Annotated in this window: 18 protein-coding genes and 1 riboswitch; of the genes, 10 read left to right on the top strand and 8 right to left on the bottom strand. The window is 51.4% G+C overall.

All coding sequences use genetic code 11. From position 1 onward, the window contains the following. Window position 1: 1 nt before the first annotated feature. The 5 genes from mraZ to ilvI form a co-directional block, all read right to left on the bottom strand. Entirely contained in the window at window positions 2-460 is a 459-nt protein-coding gene (gene mraZ, locus ACJHWK_RS06360) for a division/cell wall cluster transcriptional repressor MraZ (protein ID WP_001295770.1), read from the bottom strand. A 600-nt stretch (window positions 461-1,060) separates the two neighbouring features. Then, entirely contained in the window at window positions 1,061-2,065 is a 1,005-nt protein-coding gene (cra, locus tag ACJHWK_RS06355) for a catabolite repressor/activator (RefSeq protein ID WP_000762401.1), read from the bottom strand. A gap of 81 nt (window positions 2,066-2,146) precedes the next feature. Further along, the gene (locus ACJHWK_RS06350; protein WP_001303787.1) at window positions 2,147-2,233 is read right to left on the bottom strand and encodes a fruR/shl operon leader peptide; all 87 of its coding nucleotides are present in this window, start codon (window positions 2,231-2,233) and stop codon (window positions 2,147-2,149) included. Between the two features lie 11 nt (window positions 2,234-2,244). Continuing rightward, window positions 2,245-2,736 carry an acetolactate synthase small subunit gene (ilvN, locus tag ACJHWK_RS06345; protein ID WP_001252744.1) on the bottom strand — a complete coding sequence of 164 codons (492 nt, stop codon included), beginning with the start codon at window positions 2,734-2,736 and terminating at the stop codon, window positions 2,245-2,247. A 2-nt stretch (window positions 2,737-2,738) separates the two neighbouring features. Then, window positions 2,739-4,463: an acetolactate synthase 3 large subunit gene (gene ilvI, locus ACJHWK_RS06340; protein ID WP_000425672.1), complete on the bottom strand. Its 1,725-nt coding sequence runs from the start codon at window positions 4,461-4,463 to the stop codon at window positions 2,739-2,741. A 118-nt stretch (window positions 4,464-4,581) separates the two neighbouring features. On the opposite strand from ilvI, the gene ACJHWK_RS06335 reads away from it, so the two are divergent. After that, window positions 4,582-4,626: a protein YabR gene (locus ACJHWK_RS06335; RefSeq protein ID WP_120795371.1), complete on the top strand. Its 45-nt coding sequence runs from the start codon at window positions 4,582-4,584 to the stop codon at window positions 4,624-4,626. Window positions 4,627-4,780: 154 nt separating this feature from the next. Here ACJHWK_RS06335 and leuO read toward each other — a convergent pair whose 3' ends face one another. After that, window positions 4,781-5,725: a transcriptional regulator LeuO gene (gene leuO / locus ACJHWK_RS06330; protein ID WP_001520476.1), complete on the bottom strand. Its 945-nt coding sequence runs from the start codon at window positions 5,723-5,725 to the stop codon at window positions 4,781-4,783. A 658-nt stretch (window positions 5,726-6,383) separates the two neighbouring features. On the opposite strand from leuO, the gene leuL reads away from it, so the two are divergent. From leuL to leuD, 5 genes are all read left to right on the top strand, one after another. Next, the gene (gene leuL / locus ACJHWK_RS06325) at window positions 6,384-6,470 is read left to right on the top strand and encodes a leu operon leader peptide (protein WP_032141177.1); all 87 of its coding nucleotides are present in this window, start codon (window positions 6,384-6,386) and stop codon (window positions 6,468-6,470) included. A gap of 92 nt (window positions 6,471-6,562) precedes the next feature. Further along, the gene (gene leuA / locus ACJHWK_RS06320; protein WP_000082846.1) at window positions 6,563-8,134 is read left to right on the top strand and encodes a 2-isopropylmalate synthase; all 1,572 of its coding nucleotides are present in this window, start codon (window positions 6,563-6,565) and stop codon (window positions 8,132-8,134) included. Next, window positions 8,134-9,225: a 3-isopropylmalate dehydrogenase gene (leuB, locus tag ACJHWK_RS06315; RefSeq protein ID WP_000042357.1), complete on the top strand. Its 1,092-nt coding sequence runs from the start codon at window positions 8,134-8,136 to the stop codon at window positions 9,223-9,225. Before leuA ends, leuB begins: the two co-directional genes overlap by 1 nt. Before the next feature lie 2 nt (window positions 9,226-9,227). Next, entirely contained in the window at window positions 9,228-10,628 is a 1,401-nt protein-coding gene (leuC, locus tag ACJHWK_RS06310) for a 3-isopropylmalate dehydratase large subunit (protein ID WP_021522994.1), read from the top strand. A gap of 10 nt (window positions 10,629-10,638) precedes the next feature. Continuing rightward, window positions 10,639-11,244: a 3-isopropylmalate dehydratase small subunit gene (leuD, locus tag ACJHWK_RS06305; protein WP_000818239.1), complete on the top strand. Its 606-nt coding sequence runs from the start codon at window positions 10,639-10,641 to the stop codon at window positions 11,242-11,244. A 107-nt stretch (window positions 11,245-11,351) separates the two neighbouring features. Here leuD and sgrT read toward each other — a convergent pair whose 3' ends face one another. Then, the gene (sgrT, locus tag ACJHWK_RS06300) at window positions 11,352-11,483 is read right to left on the bottom strand and encodes a glucose uptake inhibitor SgrT (RefSeq protein WP_001248769.1); all 132 of its coding nucleotides are present in this window, start codon (window positions 11,481-11,483) and stop codon (window positions 11,352-11,354) included. Between the two features lie 88 nt (window positions 11,484-11,571). Between sgrT and sgrR the strand changes: the two genes are divergently transcribed. Continuing rightward, window positions 11,572-13,230, top strand: a complete 1,659-nt coding sequence (gene sgrR / locus ACJHWK_RS06295; protein ID WP_170886334.1) for a DNA-binding transcriptional regulator SgrR — start codon at window positions 11,572-11,574, stop codon at window positions 13,228-13,230. A gap of 229 nt (window positions 13,231-13,459) precedes the next feature. Here the strand turns inward: sgrR and espY2 are convergent, their stop codons facing one another. Then, window positions 13,460-14,029, bottom strand: a complete 570-nt coding sequence (espY2, locus tag ACJHWK_RS06290) for a T3SS effector EspY2 (RefSeq protein ID WP_001520471.1) — start codon at window positions 14,027-14,029, stop codon at window positions 13,460-13,462. 240 nt (window positions 14,030-14,269) lie between these two features. Beyond that, window positions 14,270-14,369: riboswitch (TPP riboswitch) on the top strand. Between the two features lie 30 nt (window positions 14,370-14,399). On the opposite strand from espY2, the gene thiB reads away from it, so the two are divergent. Genes thiB through thiQ form a run of 3 tightly spaced genes read left to right on the top strand, consistent with a single transcriptional unit; the run spans window position 14,400 to window position 17,651 of the window. After that, window positions 14,400-15,383, top strand: coding sequence for a thiamine ABC transporter substrate binding subunit (thiB, locus tag ACJHWK_RS06285; protein ID WP_001520470.1), 984 nt, complete (start codon window positions 14,400-14,402; stop codon window positions 15,381-15,383). Further along, the gene (gene thiP / locus ACJHWK_RS06280) at window positions 15,359-16,969 is read left to right on the top strand and encodes a thiamine/thiamine pyrophosphate ABC transporter permease ThiP (protein WP_170886333.1); all 1,611 of its coding nucleotides are present in this window, start codon (window positions 15,359-15,361) and stop codon (window positions 16,967-16,969) included. The genes thiB and thiP overlap by 25 nt, the downstream gene beginning before the upstream one ends. Continuing rightward, complete coding sequence (thiQ, locus tag ACJHWK_RS06275) at window positions 16,953-17,651, top strand: thiamine ABC transporter ATP-binding protein ThiQ (protein ID WP_000916278.1); 699 nt, start codon at window positions 16,953-16,955, stop codon at window positions 17,649-17,651. Before thiP ends, thiQ begins: the two co-directional genes overlap by 17 nt. The last annotated feature ends 24 nt before the right edge of the window (window positions 17,652-17,675 follow it).

The raw sequence follows: 17,675 nt of genomic DNA, 5'->3' as shown, positions 1-17,675 counted from the left end.
TTTATAGAGACAAGTCCTGCAGTCGCTCCGATAAGTCTCCGGTAGCCAACTGCTCTGCGTCGATATCTTCCTTGACCTGTTGATGCCAGGTTGTTTCATCCCACAGCTCAAACTTGTTGAACTGTCCAACCAGCATCACTTCTTTTGTCAGCCCGGCATGTTGCCGCAGTACTGGCGCGATTAACAATCGACCTGCGCCATCCATCTGACATTCGCTGGCATGACCTAACAGTAGGCGCTGCACACGGCGCTCAACCGGGTTCATGCTCGACAGACGCGATAATTTTTGCTCGATAATTTCCCATTCAGGCAGGGGGTAAAGCAGCAGGCACGGGTGATGAATGTCAATGGTGCAAACCATTTGACCGGCAGCGTTCTCAAGCAGCTGTTCCCGATAACGGGTAGGCACTGATAAGCGCCCTTTGCTGTCGAGATTGACTAACGTTGCTCCCCGGAACATGCCAGCCTCACCCCTTATTCCCACTTTGCCCCACAATTTCCCACTGAAAGGAGTTTACGGAGCGGAGGAAAAGCTTGTCAAGCCAGTCACAAGGCATACCGAGGTAAAAAACCCGATGTTTACGGCTAATATCAGCGTTGTTTATTTTACGTCCAACGTGCGAAGCAAATTAACGTTATGAATAGCTGTAAGAAAAAATCCCTCATCGTCATCACCGTTTTAAAATGACTCACTATTTTCCACAGCAAATATAAAGTGTCAGTTTGCGACGCGAGCGGCATTTTAGGACATATCTTCCCCGGTTAACAGTCCCTGTTGCGTCTGTGTGGCGCTTGATGCCAGCGGGTTTGCGCAAAAGCAAAGAAAAGTGTTTGTTAAATCGGCAATTCATCTCTGCATGTAACAAAATAATGCAAAAACGCGCTATCGATATCACTTAATTATTGTGAATTTCAGCTGGTGAGGTAATTAACGGGCAGGTTTAAAAGCATTTATCAATAATAGCCAGGAATAGTCTTATTTACTTTAAGGATATTGATGTCCATTCCGTACTCAACGCGCCAGAGAGAAATTCACCTGGCGCGTATTTTTGTTCGCGGCTTAGCTACGGCTGAGCACGCCGCGGCGATAGAGATTACGTTTAATGCGCGTTAAACCAGGTTTTGGCTTACGCGGTTCGTCCAGGCTTGCCAGGACAATCTCCAGCACACGCTCTGCGACATCGCGGTGACGTTGAGCCACTGCCAGCACCGGGCACTGTAAGAAGTCGAGCAGTTCGTTATCGCCAAAGGTGGCAATTGCCAGGTCAGAAGGCAGTTTGCCGTCACGACGTAGCGTGACATCCATCACCCCTTGCAACAACGCAAACGACGTTGTGAACAGTGCCTGCGGCATCGGATGCGTTTCCAGCCATTTTTCGAATAACTGGGCAGCCGCCTCCCGCTCATAGCTGTTGGCATAAAGGAAATGCACTTCGCGCGGATCATCTTTCCAGGCAGTACGGAAACCTTGTTCACGCAGGAAGCTGACAGAAAGCTCCGGCAGCGCGCCAAGATAAAGTACCGTCTCGGCGGGAAACTTACGTAACTCTTCCGCCAGCATTTCGGCATCATCCTGATCGGCACCAACCACGCTGGTGAAATGTTCACGATCGAGGGCGCGGTCCAGCGCGACAATCGGGAACGGGTCGTTAGCCCAGCGTTGATAAAAAGGATGCTCAGGTGGCAACGACGTCGAAACAATAATGGCATCAACCTGACGCTGCAAAAGATGCTCGATACAACGCATTTCGTTGTCGGGCTGATCTTCCGAGCAGGCAATCAGCAGTTGATAACCCCTTTGCCGCGCCTGGCGTTCAAGATAGTTAGCGATGCGGGTATAGCTGGTGTTCTCCAGATCGGGGATCACAAGACCAATAGAACGTGTGCGTCCAGCACGAAGCCCAGCTGCCACGGCGTTCGGGTGGTAATTGTGCTCACGCACCACAGCCATGACTTTTTCAACGGTTTTGTCGCTCACACGGTATTGCTTCGCTTTGCCGTTAATAACATAGCTTGCAGTGGTCCGCGACACTCCCGCCAGCCGAGCGATTTCATCCAGTTTCACAATTGCCCCTTGCGTAAAATGTAAAAACCATAGCCATTGTACTGGTATGGGTTAAATTCATTAACATCTAAGCGCAGAAAATTAACTGCGGCAACTGCTTTTATTCCAGGTTCCCACTGATTTCGCAAAAAAAGCCCAACGTGACATGTTGGGCTGCAAATTGCGCATTGAGATCATTATCAACGCATTATTTTATCGCCGCGCGAAAGTCCTACCACACCAGAGCGAGCAACTTCCACAATTTTCGCCACATCGCGAATCGATGCTAAAAATGCATCAAGCTTATCGCTGGTGCCTGCTAATTGAACGGTATAAAGCGAGGGTGTGACATCAATAATTTGCCCACGGAATATTTCCGTATTACGTTTCACTTCGTCACGCCCGTAGCCGCTGGCCTGAATTTTCACCAGCATGATTTCCCGCTCAACATGCGCGCCCTGCCCTAACTCGCTCACGCGTAATACATCGACCAGCTTGTGTAATTGCTTTTCGATCTGCTCAAGCACTTTTTCATCGCCCACGGTCTGGATGGTCATACGCGATAATGTCGGATCGTCGGTTGGCGCAACGGTCAGGCTTTCAATGTTGTAGCCACGCTGGGAAAAAAGGCCAATCACGCGGGATAACGCGCCTGATTCATTTTCGAGTAAGACTGATAATATCCGGCGCATAATCAGGTTCTCTCCGTTTTGCTTAACCACATTTCATCCATTCCGCCCCCGCGAATCTGCATCGGGTAGACGTGCTCACTGCCATCGACGGTAACATCAACAAACACCAGGCGATTATTGCGCACCTGTTCCAGCGCCTCGCTAAGTTTGCTTTCCAGTTCTTGCGGATGAGAAATCTGGATCCCGACGTGACCATAGGCTTCCGCCAGACGAACGAAATCGGGTAGCGATTGCATATAAGATTGTGAATGACGGCCGGAATAGATCATGTCCTGCCACTGTTTCACCATCCCCAGATAGCGGTTATTGAGATTCACCACCAGTACCGGCAACTCGTATTGCAACGCTGTAGACAGTTCCTGGATGTTCATCTGAATACTGCCGTCGCCAGTGACGCAAACCACGGTTTCTTCTGGCAACGCCATTTTGACGCCCAGTGCCGCAGGTAAACCAAACCCCATCGTGCCGAGGCCCCCAGAGTTGATCCAGCGACGCGGTTTGTCGAATGGATAATAAAGCGCAGCAAACATCTGGTGCTGCCCGACATCGGACGTCACGTAAGCGTCTCCCTTCGTCAACCGCCAAAGAGTCTCGATCACCGCCTGCGGTTTAATCTTTTCACTGTAAGAGTCATATTTCAGGCACTGACGAGCGCGCCACTGTTCAATCTGCTGCCACCAGTCGCGGATCTCATCCAGCGGTTGATGGACGGATTCTTGCGACAGGAGTTCAAGCATTTGTTCGAGGACCTGGCGAGCATCCCCCACAATCGGGATATCAGCAGTCACGGTTTTAGAAATGGAAGTAGGATCAATATCGATATGCAGAACCGTGGCATTTGGGCAGTACTTCGCCAGATTGTTCGTCGTTCGGTCATCAAAACGTACCCCGACGGCAAAAATCACATCCGCGTTATGCATCGTCATATTAGCTTCGTAGGTGCCGTGCATTCCCAGCATGCCAAGTGCCTGACGATGCGTTGCCGGAAACGCCCCCAGCCCCATTAATGAGGAAACAACGGGCAGATTCAACGCCTCCACCGTTTCTTTTAGCTGCTGATGACAGCCCGCCGTGATTGCCCCACCGCCTACATAGACAACCGGTTTTTTTGCCGCCACCAGCGTTTGCAGAGCACGCTTAATTTGCCCTTTATGTCCGGTAGTAGTGGGATTGTAAGAACGCATACTGACCGACTCCGGCCAGACGTAGGGTAATTTGTTCGCCGGATTAAGAATATCTTTGGGTAAATCAACGACCACGGGCCCAGGGCGACCACTTGCCGCCAGCCAGAAAGCCTTTTTCAGCACCTGCGGAATGTCTTCCGTTTGCTTAACCAGAAAACTGTGTTTAACCACCGGGCGAGAAATCCCCACCATGTCGCACTCCTGAAAGGCATCGTAGCCTATCAACGAGGTCGCTACCTGCCCGGAAAGGACAACTAAGGGAATGGAATCCATATAAGCGGTGGCAATGCCAGTAATCGCATTGGTCGCCCCTGGACCCGACGTTACCAGCACGACGCCGACTTCCCCGGTCGCGCGCGCCAGACCATCGGCCATATGCACCGCCGCCTGCTCATGACGAACTAAAACATGATCGATACCACCCACGGTATGCAATGCATCGTAAATATCAAGGACCGCGCCTCCGGGATAACCGAATACTTGTTTAACGCCCTGATCGATAAGCGATCGGACGACCATCTCGGCTCCAGACAACATCTCCATGGCCTGCCTCACTGTTTGACGGAAAAAATGTGTAAAACACATTAACCGTCCGATCTTGCTTAAGCAATTGGCAGCCTAAGACATAAACACGGAGTAATAAGAATAAACAGGAGGAAAGGTGAAAAGAAACGATAAAATCCTCCATTACAGAGGATTAAATTGATAATAAATCGGCTGAATCCCACAACTTACAGCAATTTCTCTATTTTTTTAATTAATCCTAAAATAGCGAGATCACACATTCAGAATAAAATTCTACATTCAATAAAAAATGCAGAATAAACCAGACATTAATGTCTGACCTATTCTGCATTCAGTTAGCGTTTGCAAATTGAGACTAATTGCTCTTCCATCCACTGATGGCCTTTATCGCGCCCAGCAGCTTCATGCCAGGAGAGATAACAGGTTCTGCTATTTTGTTTTAACGGTAGCGGTAATACCTGTAACTCTAAGGATTCAGCGAACTCTTCAGCCAGCCAACGCGGCGCTATAGCGACCAGATGCGTTTGCGACACCACGCTAAGTACGCTCATCATTGCCATGCCCTGATACGCGATACTGGCTTGCTTATCTACCGTGTCATACCACGGTTGACTAAATGACGCGAAACGATCGAGCGAAACCGCCGCATGTTGTTCGTTATAAACATCATGTTTCAGTAACGGGCCTTTAATTGTTGGATGATTTTTGCTGGCTACCAGCACCATTTCATCTTTAAATAATGGCACACTGGTAAATTCAGGACGATGGAAGTCTTCATAACTAATCACAAACTCCGTTTCCTGATAACGCAGCTGATGTTCAGTGTTCTGATTTAATGAAGACTTGAACATAACATGTATATTTGGCGCAATCTGCTCAATGTGATTATAAATCTGCGAGGTCAGAATGCTGTCTAACGGGCTGCAGACACAAAGATGAAATATACGTTCACTACTGGCAGGCTCAAAGCCTGAACCTGGTAATTCATTTTGTACTAATTGCAATGCCTGACGAACTGAACCAAAAAGTTGAAATGCGCGAGCAGTCGGTTGAATACCACGGCCATAACGAACAAAAAGCTCGTCATTAAACATCACCTTCAGGCGTGCAACAGCGTTACTGACCGCAGGTTGCGACATTCCCAGAACATGAGCGGCACGGGTGATGTTTTGCTCCTGCATCACGGCATCGAAAACGGTTAATAAGTTGAGATCGACCATGCGTAGCTGTGGCTTGCTTAACTCCGCCGTCTCTGGATGATCTGTTTGTACCTCTGGCATACTTAACTCCACTGTCACACTTAACTCCCTTTCCCTTATTGGAATGCAGAGAAATAATCCTCGAGAATATGATTTATCATGCATATAAAATAAGAAAAAGGAAAATGAGTAAAATTAGGAAAACATAAAGATACGGGTTCTGATAAAAACAGAATCCACTGCCGAGCAAAGCGTCATTTACCACAGCATAATAATCCATAATGTTTTTGTTGCGAAAACAATCTAATCATAACTACCACGAATACTCAATCATCCACAAAATGGATTAAATGTGCTTTTTTAATAATTAATTTATATGTTTAATGCATTAATTCTTAACATTAATCGATCAATAATATTCACCAAATGAATATCAAAAAATTCGCAAAACATATAATTCAATACAAATCATCAGGATAGGTTTTGTAACGCGTGCATTTTATCCCCCTTTCCCTCGTCGATTAGACGCAAAAATTTATTCTGAAATATGTCAACCGATGAAAAGCGGCGGTGGTTAAGCAGAAATTAATATCGCTTGTTTTAACCACCGCAGCACAATTAGCTAATTTGACGGATGCAGAACTCATGCTGGCTGGACGTTTTTGTTGCATCAGGGTTGACATCCGTTTTGGTATCCAGTAACTCTAAAAGCATATCGCATTCATCTGGAGCTGATTTAATGACTCACATCGTTCGCTTTATCGGTCTACTACTACTAAACGCATCTTCTTTGCGCGGTAGACTGGTGAGCGGCATTCAGAATTAAGTCAGCACTCAGTCAAACAAAAAACCCGCGCCATTGCGCGGGTTTTTTTATGCCCGAAGCGAGGCGCTCAAAAAGAGACAAGGACCCAAACCATGAGCCAGCAAGTCATTATTTTCGATACCACATTGCGCGACGGTGAACAGGCGTTACAGGCAAGCTTGAGTGTGAAAGAAAAACTGCAAATTGCGCTGGCCCTTGAGCGTATGGGTGTTGACGTGATGGAAGTCGGGTTCCCCGTCTCTTCGCCGGGTGATTTTGAATCAGTGCAAACCATCGCTCGCCAGGTTAAAAACAGCCGCGTATGCGCGTTAGCTCGCTGCGTGGAAAAGGATATCGACGTGGCGGCTGAATCTCTGAAAGTCGCCGAAGCCTTCCGGATTCATACCTTTATTGCCACTTCGCCAATGCACATTGCCACCAAGCTGCGTAGCACGCTGGACGAGGTGATCGAACGCGCTATCTATATGGTGAAACGCGCCCGTAATTACACCGATGATGTTGAATTTTCTTGCGAAGATGCCGGACGCACCCCAATTGCCGATCTGGCGCGAGTGGTCGAAGCGGCGATTAATGCCGGTGCCACCACCATCAACATCCCGGACACCGTGGGCTACACCATGCCATTTGAGTTCGCCGGAATCATCAGCGGGCTGTATGAACGCGTACCCAACATCGACAAAGCCATTATTTCCGTACATACCCACGACGATTTGGGCCTGGCGGTCGGAAACTCACTGGCGGCGGTACATGCCGGTGCACGCCAGGTGGAAGGTGCAATGAACGGGATCGGCGAGCGTGCCGGTAACTGTTCCCTGGAAGAAGTGATCATGGCGATCAAAGTTCGTAAGGATATTCTCAACGTCCACACCGCCATTAATCACCAGGAAATATGGCGCACCAGCCAGTTAGTTAGCCAGATTTGTAATATGCCGATCCCGGCAAACAAAGCCATTGTTGGCAGCGGCGCATTCGCACACTCCTCCGGTATCCACCAGGATGGCGTGCTGAAAAACCGCGAAAACTACGAAATCATGACACCAGAATCTATTGGTCTGAACCAAATCCAGCTGAATCTGACCTCTCGTTCGGGGCGTGCGGCGGTGAAACATCGCATGGATGAGATGGGGTATAAAGAAAGTGAATATAATTTAGACAATTTGTACGATGCTTTCCTGAAGCTGGCGGACAAAAAAGGTCAGGTGTTTGATTACGATCTGGAGGCGCTGGCCTTCATCGGTAAGCAGCAAGAAGAGCCAGAGCATTTCCGTCTGGATTACTTCAGCGTGCAGTCTGGCTCTAACGATATTGCCACTGCCGCCGTCAAACTGGCCTGTGGCGAAGAAGTCAAAGCAGAAGCCGCCAACGGTAACGGTCCGGTCGATGCCGTCTATCAGGCAATTAACCGCATCACTGACTATAACGTCGAACTGGTGAAATACAGCCTGACCGCCAAAGGCCACGGTAAAGATGCGCTGGGTCAGGTGGATATCGTCGCAAATTACAACGGTCGCCGCTTCCACGGCGTCGGCCTGGCCACCGATATTGTCGAGTCCTCCGCCAAAGCCATGGTGCACGTACTGAACAATATCTGGCGTGCCGCAGAAGTCGAAAAAGAGTTGCAACGCAAAGCTCAACACAACGAAAACAACAAGGAAACCGTGTGATGTCGAAGAATTACCATATTGCCGTATTGCCGGGGGACGGTATTGGTCCGGAAGTGATGACCCAGGCGCTGAAAGTGCTGGATGCCGTGCGCAACCGCTTTGCGATGCGTATCACCACCAGCCATTACGATGTAGGCGGCGCAGCCATTGATAACCACGGGCAGCCGCTGCCGCCTGCGACGGTTGAAGGTTGTGAGCAAGCCGATGCCGTGCTGTTTGGCTCGGTAGGTGGTCCGAAGTGGGAACATTTGCCGCCAGACCAGCAACCAGAACGCGGCGCACTGTTGCCTTTGCGTAAACACTTCAAATTATTCAGCAATCTGCGTCCGGCAAAACTGTATCAGGGGCTGGAAGCATTCTGTCCGCTGCGTGCTGACATTGCCGCTAACGGCTTCGACATCCTGTGTGTGCGCGAACTGACCGGCGGCATCTATTTCGGTCAGCCAAAAGGCCGCGAAGGTAGCGGACAATATGAAAAAGCGTTTGATACCGAGGTGTATCACCGTTTTGAGATCGAACGTATCGCCCGCATCGCGTTTGAATCTGCTCGTAAACGTCGCCATAAAGTGACGTCTATCGACAAAGCCAACGTGCTGCAATCCTCTATTTTATGGCGGGAGATCGTTAACGAGATCGCCACGGAATACCCGGATGTCGAACTGGCGCATATGTACATCGACAACGCCACCATGCAGCTGATTAAAGATCCATCACAGTTTGACGTCCTGCTGTGCTCCAACCTGTTTGGCGACATTCTGTCTGACGAGTGCGCAATGATCACTGGCTCAATGGGGATGTTGCCTTCCGCCAGCCTGAACGAACAAGGTTTTGGTCTGTATGAACCGGCAGGCGGCTCCGCACCAGATATCGCAGGCAAAAACATCGCCAACCCGATTGCACAAATCCTGTCGCTGGCACTGCTGCTGCGTTACAGCCTGGATGCCGATGATGCGGCTTCCGCCATTGAACGCGCCATTAACCGCGCATTAGAAGAAGGCATTCGCACCGGAGATTTAGCCCGTGGCGCTGCCGCCGTTAGTACCAATGAAATGGGCGATATCATTGCCCGCTATGTGGCAGAAGGGGTGTAATCATGGCTAAGACGTTATACGAAAAATTGTTCGACGCTCACGTAGTGTACGAAGCCGAAAACGAAACCCCGCTGTTATATATCGACCGCCACCTGGTGCATGAAGTGACCTCACCGCAGGCGTTCGATGGTCTGCGCGCCCACGGTCGCCCGGTACGTCAGCCGGGGAAAACCTTCGCCACCATGGATCACAACGTCTCTACTCAGACCAAAGACATTAATGCCTGCGGTGAAATGGCGCGCATCCAGATGCAGGAGCTGATCAAAAACTGCAAAGAGTTTGGCGTCGAGCTGTATGACCTGAATCACCCGTATCAGGGGATCGTCCATGTAATGGGGCCGGAACAGGGCGTCACATTGCCGGGGATGACTATTGTCTGCGGCGACTCGCATACCGCCACCCACGGCGCGTTTGGCGCACTGGCCTTTGGTATCGGCACTTCCGAAGTTGAACACGTACTGGCAACGCAAACCCTGAAACAGGGTCGTGCGAAGACCATGAAAATTGAAGTCCAGGGCAAAGCTGCGCCAGGCATTACCGCGAAAGATATCGTGCTGGCAATTATCGGTAAAACTGGCAGCGCAGGCGGCACCGGGCATGTGGTGGAGTTTTGCGGCGAAGCAATCCGTGATTTAAGCATGGAAGGTCGTATGACCCTGTGCAATATGGCAATCGAAATGGGCGCGAAAGCCGGTCTGGTTGCACCGGACGAAACCACCTTTAACTATGTCAAAGGCCGTCTGCATGCGCCGAAAGGCAAAGATTTCGACGACGCCGTTGCCTACTGGAAAACTCTGCAAACCGACGAAGGCGCAACTTTCGATACCGTTGTGACTTTGCGGGCAGAAGAGATTTCACCGCAGGTCACCTGGGGTACCAATCCAGGTCAGGTGATTTCCGTGAACGACAATATTCCCGATCCGGCTTCGTTTGCCGATCCGGTTGAACGCGCGTCGGCAGAAAAAGCGTTGGCCTATATGGGGCTGAAACCGGGTATTCCGCTCACCGAAGTGACTATCGATAAAGTGTTTATCGGTTCCTGCACCAACTCGCGCATTGAAGATTTACGCGCGGCAGCGGAAATCGCCAAAGGCCGGAAAGTCGCGCCAGGTGTACAAGCGCTGGTGGTTCCCGGCTCCGGTCCGGTAAAAGCGCAGGCGGAAGCGGAAGGTTTGGACAAAATCTTTATCGAAGCTGGTTTTGAATGGCGCTTGCCTGGCTGCTCAATGTGTCTGGCGATGAACAACGATCGCCTGAATCCGGGTGAGCGTTGTGCCTCCACCAGCAACCGTAACTTTGAAGGCCGCCAGGGGCGTGGAGGGCGCACCCATCTGGTCAGCCCGGCAATGGCTGCCGCTGCTGCGGTGACCGGACATTTCGCCGACATTCGCAACATTAAATAAGGAGCACACCATGGCAGAGAAATTTATCAAACACACAGGCCTGGTGGTTCCGCTGGATGCCGCCAATGTCGATACCGATGCAATCATCCCGAAACAGTTTTTGCAGAAAGTGACCCGTACTGGTTTTGGCGCGCATCTGTTTAACGACTGGCGTTTTCTGGATGAAAAAGGCCAACAGCCAAACCCGGACTTCGTGCTGAACTTCCCGCAGTATCAGGGCGCTTCCATTTTGCTGGCACGAGAAAACTTCGGCTGCGGTTCCTCGCGTGAGCACGCGCCGTGGGCATTGACCGATTACGGTTTTAAAGTGGTGATTGCACCGAGTTTTGCTGACATCTTCTACGGCAACAGCTTTAACAACCAGCTGCTGCCGGTGAAATTAAGCGACGCAGAAGTGGACGAACTGTTTGCGCTGGTGCAGGCCAATCCGGGGATTTATTTCGACGTGGACCTGGAAGCGCAAGAGGTGAAAGCGGGAGAGAAAACTTATCGATTTACCATTGATGCCTTCCGCCGCCACTGCATGATGAATGGTCTGGACAGCATTGGCCTGACCCTGCAGCACGACGACGCTATTGCGTCTTATGAAGAGAAGCAACCGGAATTTATGCGTTAGTTTGTAAACCGTCCGGCACTCAATCGCCAAAAAGAAAAAAGCCAGCAGATAATCACTGCTGGCGTGGCGATTAACACCAATACTCAGTCACACATGATGTCCGCAAATCAGTAGCCAGAATGACTCCCCTCCCACTGCATCAGTTCTTCAAGCATGGTTAATCGTTGTGGGACGCTTAACCAACGCAACCAGCACAACTTCGCTGTCGCGGTAAAATAGTGCTGATAAAACTGACGCATGGGGCACCTCCTTGCTTCATCGTTAGGAATTATTGACTTAATATAGGGAAAATAAAATTGCTGTCTTTTGCGCAGGAGTTCCCCTTTTATGCCATCTGCTCGTCTGCAACAACAGTTCATCCGCCTGTGGCAATGCTGCGAGGGTAAATCGCAGGACACGACGCTCAACGAACTGGCAGCGTTATTGAGCTGCTCGCGTCGTCATATGCGCACCCTGCTCAACACCATGCAGGATCGCGGCTGGCTGACGTGGGAAGCGGAAGTCGGGCGCGGCAAACGCTCGTGTCTGACATTCCTCTATACCGGGCTGGCGCTTCAGCAACAGCGAGCAGAGGACCTGCTGGAGCAGGATCGTATCGATCAACTGGTGCAACTGGTTGGCGACAAAGCGGCTGTGCGGCAAATGTTGGTTTCTCATCTGGGACGCAGCTTCCGCCAGGGGCGGCACATCCTGCGTGTGCTCTACTATCGTCCGTTGCGTAATCTGCTGCCCGGCAGTGCATTGCGCCGTTCCGAAACCCATATCGCCCGGCAAATCTTCAGTTCGCTAACGCGCATAAATGAGGAAAATGGGGAACTGGAAGCGGACATCGCCCACCACTGGCAGCAAATTTCACCGCTTCACTGGCGTTTCTTTTTGCGTCCAGGAGTCCATTTTCATCATGGTCGTGAACTGGAAATGGACGACGTGATCGCCTCTTTAAAACGAATCAATACGCTGCCGCTCTATTCGCATATTGCTGACATTGTGTCGCCGACGCCCTGGACGCTGGATATCCATCTCACGCAACCGGACCGCTGGTTACCGTTACTGCTGGGGCAAGTTCCGGCGATGATCCTGCCGCACGAATGGGAAACCCTCAGCAACTTTGCCAGCCATCCCATCGGAACGGGTCCTTATGCGGTGATCCGCAACAGCAGCAATCAACTGAAAATTCAGGCATTCGACGACTTCTTTGGTTATCGGGCATTAATCGACGAAGTTAACGTCTGGGTCTTGCCGGAAATTGCTGATGACCCCGCGGGAGGCCTGATGCTGAAAGGACCGCAAGACGAGGAAAAAGAGATTGAAAGCCGCCTTGAAGAAGGTTGTTACTATTTACTGTTCGACAGCCGTACCCATCGCGGGGCGAATCAGCAAGTCAGAGACTGGATAAGCTATGTGCTTTCGCCGACCAATCTGGTTTATTTCGCCGAGGAACAGTACCAGCAGCTGTGGTTTCCGGCCTATGGGCTGCTTCCCCGTTGGCACCATACCCGCACCATAAAGAGCGAAAAACCGGCTGGTCTGGAAAGCCTCACCCTGACCTTTTATCAGGATCACAGTGAGCATAGGGTGATTGCCGGGATCATGCAGCAGATTCTGGCAAGTCACCAGGTCACGCTGGAAATCAAAGAGATCAGCTACGATCAGTGGCATGAAGGAGAGATCGAGAGCGATATCTGGCTTAACAGCGCCAACTTTACGCTGCCGCTGGATTTTTCGCTATTCGCGCACCTGTGCGAGGTGCCGCTGCTCCAACACTGTATTCCGATCGACTGGCAAGCCGACGCCGCCCGCTGGCGCAATGGCGAAATGAACCTGGCGAACTGGTGCCAGCAACTGGTCGCCAGCAAAGCAATGGTGCCGCTTATCCACCACTGGCTGATTATTCAGGGACAACGCAGTATGCGCGGCCTGCGCATGAACACCCTCGGCTGGTTCGATTTTAAATCAGCGTGGTTTGCGCCGCCGGATCCAGAGTAGCTTGCGCCTTTTGGCGGTCATGAGCGCATTTTTTATATTCAGACGGAATGAATAAAATACATTACTTTTATATTTTCTCTATTTTATGCATCGTCTGATTAGCGTCGCAAATAAGATTAAAGAAGGGGCATTCCAGCCCCTCTTTCATATTCTGAGTTAATCAATAACGGCGCAGCCTAGCCGTGTTCTGGCCGGAAAGGTCAGCTTTTTCAGGTTAACCTCGCGCAGGTCAGTCATACCAACGGCTATTGTTCGTTTCAGCATTGCTCAGGTCAACCTCGAGACGGTCAATACCACAAATGACAACCCCGTTAAAGTAAGCATGACTCAGATCAATGCACCCGGTACTGGTGCTCTCTTTCAGCTGCAAATCCAGAGTAAGTATTGCCTCATCTCCAATAAAAAAACTGACTCTTAACGTATCTCCTGACGAGAGTGAGGCCTTCGCGGCCATATTTTCCGGATCTATTGCATGTTCTTTGAGTTTATTAAAATTTATCAGCCAGTGGGTAAACTTATCACGCGCATCCCCATCGACAGCCCCGGTAAAGTATTTTGAGTAGTCATCACTATTATGGAAATAAAATGCATCCTTCAGAATTTGCCTTGCCGCAGTCTGGGAATGTTTATCTGACCGGAAGAGATTGCGTAACGTCTCCCATAGCTCTTCAAAGATATTCATATTCTCGGTCTTTTTGACCAGGTTAACCATCCTGATAATCTGAGAATGAGTAAGGCCTGGATCTTTAGTGGTATTACTTGCAGGGATACTAATCTGTTCTGGGTTTCTTACTTTCATGCTGATAGCTCCACTCTGAGTTAAAAACTCAGAATAAGCGTCCTGAATAAGAATACTGTCAAAAATCGCTCATTCACGCAATAAGCCGTTGCATTACCGATTTTGACTGTGCTAAGGGATTCTTTCGGTTCAAAGCTTCCCAGCTATGCAAATACGTCCTTGATAGCTGAACGAATATTGGCTTTTTTAATACACCTTCTCTATGGATTGCTGGTTGATAACAAAATCACTACACTAACGCCGTTCTCAACGGGGTGCCACGCAGACGCGTGCGCTGAGAAAATACCCGTCGAACCTGATCCGGATAACGCCGGCGAAGGGATTTGAGGCTCCTTCTCAAGTCCTTTGCCACTCTTTTTTGAGGTGCAAAGTGTTAAAAAAATATCTGCCCCTGCTGTTGCTGTGCACAGCGCCCGTTTTCGCTAAACCCGTTCTGACCGTCTACACCTACGACTCCTTCGCCGCCGACTGGGGTCCAGGTCCGGTGGTTAAAAAAGCCTTTGAAGCCGACTGTAATTGCGAACTGAAAATGGTGGCGCTGGAAGATGGCGTTTCGCTTCTCAACCGTCTGCGGATGGAAGGCAAAAACAGCAAAGCCGATGTGGTGCTGGGGCTGGATAACAATCTGTTAGACGCAGCCAGTAAAACCGGACTATTTGCCAAAAGCGGCGTGGCAGCGGATGCCGTTAACGTTCCCGGCGGCTGGAATAATGACACTTTCGTACCGTTTGATTACGGCTATTTCGCCTTCGTCTATGACAAGAACAAACTGAAAAATCCGCCGCAAAGCCTGAAAGAGCTGGTTGAAAGCGATCAAAACTGGCGGGTGATTTATCAGGATCCGCGCACCAGCACGCCGGGACTGGGTCTGCTGTTGTGGATGCAAAAAGTCTATGGCGATGACGCCCCACAAGCCTGGCAGAAACTGGCGAAGAAAACGGTCACGGTCACCAAAGGCTGGAGCGAAGCCTACGGCCTGTTTTTAAAAGGTGAAAGCGATCTGGTCCTGAGTTACACCACCTCTCCGGCTTATCACATTCTCGAAGAGAAGAAAGATAACTACGCCACCGCGAACTTCAGCGAAGGTCACTATTTGCAAGTGGAAGTCGCCGCCCGCACCGCTGCCAGCAAGCAGCCAGAGCTGGCGCAAAAATTCCTCCAGTTTATGGTTTCTCCGGCTTTCCAGAATGCGATCCCAACCGGCAACTGGATGTATCCGGTGGCAAATGTCACGCTGCCTGCCGGGTTTGAACAATTGACCAAACCGGCAACCACGCTGGAGTTCACGCCAGCCGAAGTGGCGGCACAACGTCAGGCATGGATTAGCGAATGGCAACGCGCCGTCAGCCGTTAATTCCCGGCTGGTTAATTCCAGGTGTAAGCGCCGCTACGCTTGTGGTGGCGGTTGCGCTGGCGGCGTTTCTCGCCCTGTGGTGGAACGCGCCGCAGGGTGACTGGGTGGCAATCTGGCAGGACAGCTACCTGTGGCATGTGGTGCGCTTCTCCTTCTGGCAGGCGTTTCTCTCGGCGCTACTCTCTGTCGTACCCGCGATATTCCTCGCCCGCGCGCTCTATCGCAGGCGCTTTCCGGGTCGGCTGGCGCTGTTGCGTCTGTGCGCAATGACCTTGATCCTCCCGGTGCTGGTTGCTGTTTTCGGCATTCTTAGCGTCTATGGTCGCCAGGGCTGGCTGGCATCGCTCTGCCAATCGCTCGGTCTGGAGTGGACCTTTTCGCCCTACGGCCTGCAAGGTATTTTGCTGGCGCACGTATTTTTTAATCTGCCGATGGCGAGCCGCTTATTACTCCAGGCACTGGAAAACATTCCCGGCGAACAACGTCAGCTTGCCGCCCAGCTTGGGATGCGCGGCTGGCATTTTTTCCGCTTCGTCGAATGGCCGTGGTTACGGCGACAAATCCCGCCAGTTGCTGCGCTTATCTTTATGCTCTGTTTCGCCAGCTTCGCCACCGTGCTGTCGCTGGGCGGCGGTCCGCAGGCGACCACTATCGAGCTGGCTATTTATCAGGCGCTGAGTTACGACTACGATCCTGCCCGCGCGGCGATGCTGGCGTTGATCCAGATGGTGTGTTGCCTCGGGCTAGTGCTGTTGAGTCAGCGATTGAGTAAGGCCATTGCGCCCGGCACTACTCTGCTGCAAGGCTGGCGCGACCCGGACGATCGTCTGCATAGCCGCATTTGCGACACGGTGTTAATTGTGCTGGCGCTGCTGCTGTTGCTACCACCGTTACTGGCGGTGATCGTCGATGGGGTAAATCGCCAGTTGCCGGAAGTGCTGGCACAACCGGTGCTGTGGCAGGCGCTGTGGACCTCGTTGCGTATTGCGCTGGCGGCAAGCGTATTATGCGTAGTGCTGACCATGATGCTGCTATGGAGCAGTCGCGAACTGCGGGTGCGGCAAAAAATGCTGGCGGGTCAGGCGCTGGAGATGAGCGGCATGTTGATCCTCGCCATGCCGGGGATTGTGCTGGCTACGGGCTTCTTTTTACTGCTCAACAACACTATCGGCCTGCCGCAATCTGCTGACGGCATTGTGATTTTCACCAATGCGTTAATGGCGATCCCTTATGCGCTGAAGGTGCTGGAAAACCCGATGCGCGATATCACCGCGCGTTACAGTATGTTGTGTCAGTCGCTGGGCATTGAAGGCTGGTCACGCTTAAAAGTGGTGGAGCTGCGCGCCCTGAAACGCCCACTTGCGCAGGCACTGGCCTTTGCTTGTGTGCTATCGATTGGTGATTTTGGCGTGGTGGCGTTGTTCGGTAACGATGATTTCCGCACCCTGCCGTTTTATCTCTACCAGCAAATTGGCTCCTATCGCAGCCAGGACGGCGCGGTCACCGCGTTAATTCTGCTGCTACTCTGTTTTCTGCTGTTTACCGTGATTGAAAAACTACCGGGGCGAAATGTTAAAACTGACTGATATCACCTGGCTTTACCACCATTTGCCGATGCGTTTTAGCTTAACGGTGGAACGGGGCGAGCAGGTGGCGATCCTCGGGCCAAGCGGCGCGGGTAAAAGTACCCTGCTGAATTTGATCGCCGGTTTTCTGACGCCAGCCAGCGGTTCGCTGACTATCGACGGCGTTGATCACACCTCTACGCCGCCGTCACGCCGTCCGGTGTCGATGCTGTTTCAGGAGAACAACCTGTTCAGTCACCTGACGGTCGCGCAGAACATCGGGCTGGGGCTTAATCCAGGATTGAAGCTGAACGCGGCACAACAGGAGAAAATGCACGCTATCGCCCGCCAGATGGGGATTGATAATTTAATGGCGCGATTACCGGGCGAGCTTTCTGGCGGTCAACGACAGCGCGTGGCGTTAGCGCGTTGTCTGGTGCGCGAACAGCCGATTTTATTGCTCGATGAACCGTTCTCTGCGCTCGATCCGGCGTTACGTCAAGAGATGTTGACGCTGGTGAGCACGAGCTGCCAGCAGCAAAAAATGACGCTATTGATGGTGTCGCACAGTGTGGAAGATGCGGCGCGGATCGCCACACGCTCGGTGGTGGTCGCCGACGGGCGCATCGCCTGGCAGGGTATGACCGATGAGTTGTTGAGCGGTAAGGCGAGTGCTTCGGCACTATTGGGGATTACGGGTTAGTATGCACTGTCGGATGCGGCGTGA

This window comes from Escherichia sp. WS547, assembly GCF_046486065.1.
Lineage (GTDB): Bacteria > Pseudomonadota > Gammaproteobacteria > Enterobacterales > Enterobacteriaceae > Escherichia > Escherichia coli.
Note: the sequence above shows the minus strand (reverse complement) of the source record. Positions and strands in the feature narration are given on the sequence as shown.

Bases quoted from the DNA above. Each gene is read 5' to 3' on its own strand.
- mraZ (WP_001295770.1), bottom strand. From the start codon at position 460: ATGTTCCGGGGAGCAACGTTAGTCAATCTCGACAGCAAAGGGCGCTTA.
- leuC (WP_021522994.1), top strand. From the start codon at position 9,228: ATGGCTAAGACGTTATACGAAAAATTGTTCGACGCTCACGTAGTGTAC.
- ACJHWK_RS06350 (WP_001303787.1), bottom strand. From the start codon at position 2,233: ATGCGCAATTTGCAGCCCAACATGTCACGTTGGGCTTTTTTTGCGAAA.
- ilvN (WP_001252744.1), bottom strand. From the start codon at position 2,736: ATGCGCCGGATATTATCAGTCTTACTCGAAAATGAATCAGGCGCGTTA.
- thiQ (WP_000916278.1), top strand. From the start codon at position 16,953: ATGTTAAAACTGACTGATATCACCTGGCTTTACCACCATTTGCCGATG.
- leuL (WP_032141177.1), top strand. From the start codon at position 6,384: ATGACTCACATCGTTCGCTTTATCGGTCTACTACTACTAAACGCATCT.
- leuA (WP_000082846.1), top strand. From the start codon at position 6,563: ATGAGCCAGCAAGTCATTATTTTCGATACCACATTGCGCGACGGTGAA.
- ilvI (WP_000425672.1), bottom strand. From the start codon at position 4,463: ATGGAGATGTTGTCTGGAGCCGAGATGGTCGTCCGATCGCTTATCGAT.
- espY2 (WP_001520471.1), bottom strand. From the start codon at position 14,029: ATGAAAGTAAGAAACCCAGAACAGATTAGTATCCCTGCAAGTAATACC.
- leuD (WP_000818239.1), top strand. From the start codon at position 10,639: ATGGCAGAGAAATTTATCAAACACACAGGCCTGGTGGTTCCGCTGGAT.
- sgrT (WP_001248769.1), bottom strand. From the start codon at position 11,483: ATGCGTCAGTTTTATCAGCACTATTTTACCGCGACAGCGAAGTTGTGC.
- leuO (WP_001520476.1), bottom strand. From the start codon at position 5,725: ATGCCAGAGGTACAAACAGATCATCCAGAGACGGCGGAGTTAAGCAAG.
- sgrR (WP_170886334.1), top strand. From the start codon at position 11,572: ATGCCATCTGCTCGTCTGCAACAACAGTTCATCCGCCTGTGGCAATGC.
- leuB (WP_000042357.1), top strand. From the start codon at position 8,134: ATGTCGAAGAATTACCATATTGCCGTATTGCCGGGGGACGGTATTGGT.
- thiP (WP_170886333.1), top strand. From the start codon at position 15,359: ATGGCAACGCGCCGTCAGCCGTTAATTCCCGGCTGGTTAATTCCAGGT.